Raw genomic sequence first — 2,786 nt, forward strand, 5'->3', positions numbered from 1 at the left:
GCGCAATGCTCGGTCGAGCACCAGCAGGCCGAGACAGCACAGCACCAGCACGCCGGCCAGCATGTTGGCTGCGGGACCGTTATAGCTCGACTGGAACTGGTCGATGATCGCCGTTGCGAAGGTGTCGAAGCGGATCATCGCGAACAGCCCGTATTCGGCCAGCAGGTGCAGGCCGATCAGAAGTGCTCCGCCGGAAACCGGGAGGCGCAGCTGCGGCAGCACGACCTGGGTGAAGACCTGGCGGGGCGAGCGTCCGAGGGAGGTCGCAATCTCTTCCAGCGCCGGGTCGAGCCGGCGGAGCTGCGCGACCACGGGCAAATAGATGAAGGGCGTATAGGCCAGTACGGAGATCAGGGTCGCGCCGGGCAGGCCATGGAGGTGGGGGGCAAAGCTCGCCCAGGCATAGCCCTGGACGAAGGCCGGTACCGCCAGGGGCGCGACGGCAAGCCATGACCAGGCGCGTGCCCCGGGGATCGTCGTCCTCTGGGTGAGCCAGGCGAGCAGGATGCCGAGCGCAGCCGCGGCCGGGACGACGCAGAGCTCGAGCAGCAGCGTGTTCAGCAGGAGTTCGCCGACGCGCGCGCGGAAAACCAGCGCGACGACCGTGTCCGCGCCGGTCTGAATGGTGATCGCGATCAGGAACGCGAGCGGTGCCAGGCAGAGCAGGGCGACAAGCGCGGCTGCAACCGTCACGGCCTCGTTCAGGCGCCCGTGCAGCGGCCGCAGGGCTGGGTGTCTCTGCAGCGACGTGCTGACAGCGGGCTCGGATACCGTGCTCATAAGATTCTCGATTTGCACGGGCAGCGATGGCGGCTCGCTGCCCGGCAGAGGGGCTGTCAGAGCAGCCCGGCCTTGGTCATGAGTTCGGTGACCGCCTTGCTGTCAAGCTTGGACGGTTCGACCTTCGGCGCTTCGAGTTGCGGCAGGGGCACGAGCTTGGGGTTGGATTCCGCGCCCTTGGCGACGGCATACTCGAAGGAATCCCCGGTCCTCAGGATGTCCTGGCCACCCTTGCCGGCGACCCATTTCACGAAGGCCTCGGCCTCCGGCTTGTGCTTGCTCGAGGCCAGCACACCGGCGCCGGAGACGCTGACGAAGGCGCCTGGATCCTGGTGCCGGAAATAATGCAGCGCGACATTGCCGCTGTTCTCGGCGGTCTTCGCCTGATCGCCGAAGAAGTAATAGTGGTAGATCACGGCGCCTTCGACTTCGCCCGTATTCACCGCCTTCATCGCGACGCTGTTGCCGCGATAGGGCTTGGAGCCCGCCTTCATCGCCTTGAGCCAGGTCGCGGTCTCCGCCTCGCCCTTGAGGACGAGCATCGCACCCACGATTGCCTGGAAATCGGCGCCGGACGGCGAGGCGCCCCAGCGATCCTTCCAGGCCGGTGAGGCCAGATCCATGATCGACTTCGGCAGCTTGTCCTCGCTCAGCTTCGTCTTGTCATAGGCGAAGACGGTCGAGCGGGCCGCAACGCCGAGCCATTTTCCATTGGCCGGACGCAGCGCGTCGGGGACGAGGTCGAGCGTGGCGGGCGAGAGCGGGGCGAACAGGCCGGCATTGTCGACCAGCACCATCGCGGGCGAGTTCTCGGTGATGAAGACATCGGCCGGGGAGGCCGCGCCTTCCTGGACGATCTGGTTGCCGAGCTCGGTATCGCTGCCCTTGCGGAGCGTCACCTTGATCCCGGTTTCCTTGGTGAAGGCGTCCGACCAGGCGCGCGTCAGGCTCTCATGCTGGGCGTTGTAGACGACGATTCCCTCGGGGCTGGGGGCCGGCGCCGCCTGGGCGAGCGCAAAGCTCGAAACCCCGGACGAGAGGATGCCCGCCATCAGGGCGGACGCCAGATGTCGGAAGGAGAAAGCCATGGCGTGTCTCTGGGTTGAAATCTTTCGGCGCGACAGTTGATGTCGTGCGAATACGTATTGGCATCAAAAATATCGCTGTCAACGAAGATGACAGTTATTAGAATCCATCTAAACTGAGGTTTGGAAAGGTAAGGTAATTTGCCGACAGCTTACTCTCTGTATTAACCACTGTTTGCTGTGCGTGATGTCGTAAGGTTGTCTTACAGAAGACGGTACTTCACGAATCCGTCACCACCATCGCCAGCCGGTCGCGCCTTCAAATCAGCTGGCAGTTTTCCTGCCGCGGCTGGCGAAGTCAGGAAGGTGACGTTCACGCCGGCCGGAAGTGCTACTAGCGACCAGTTGCCATCGGCCTTGGGTTCGATCGTTTTCTTCTCGATGATGTAGCGTATGATCACGTCGCGGTTGAGATCGGGCGCCTCCAGCACCACGGTCGTCCTGGTGCCGGGAAAGTTCCCGCCGCCCGAGGCGCGGTAGTTATTGGTCGCGATGATGAACTCGGCCTGGTCGTCGATCGGCTTGCCGGCATAGGCGAGGTCGACGATGCGGCGAGCGTCGCGCGCGACAAGCGCGCCATTGCCGTCATAGCGTGAGGGCTGCGTCACATCGATCCGGTAGGTCACGCCGTCGATCACATCGAAATTGAAGGGGGGGAAGCCCGGGTCGATCAGCGGCTGCTCCTCGGTCTTGGCCGGGTCGATGCGGTTGAAGATGCCGGCCGAGCGCTCCAGCCACTCGCGCACCTCGGCGCCGGTGATCTTCACCACCTGCACGGAGTTCGGGTACAGGTAGATATCGGCGACGTTCTTGATCGCGATCGGGCCGGCCGGGATATCCGTGTAGAAGCTCGGCCCCGCGCGGCCGCCGGACTTGAAGGGCGCGGCCGCAGAGAGCACGGGCAGCCCCTTCCACTGCGTC

The 2,786-nt window shown here is 64.5% G+C and carries 3 protein-coding genes; all 3 read right to left on the minus strand.

Features of this window, described 5'->3' with window-relative positions:
• The coding region (locus AC1DRP_RS36055) for an ABC transporter permease (protein ID WP_476771083.1) at positions 1-780 on the minus strand (780 nt) is incomplete at its 3' end.
• A 56-nt stretch (positions 781-836) separates the two neighbouring features.
• Positions 837-1,868, minus strand: coding sequence for an iron ABC transporter substrate-binding protein (locus AC1DRP_RS36060; protein ID WP_441504808.1), 1,032 nt, complete (start codon positions 1,866-1,868; stop codon positions 837-839).
• A gap of 200 nt (positions 1,869-2,068) precedes the next feature.
• The coding region (locus tag AC1DRP_RS36065) for a 5'-nucleotidase C-terminal domain-containing protein (protein WP_476771084.1) at positions 2,069-2,786 on the minus strand (718 nt) is incomplete at its 5' end.

This window comes from Allobosea sp. 01N443, assembly GCF_056399325.1.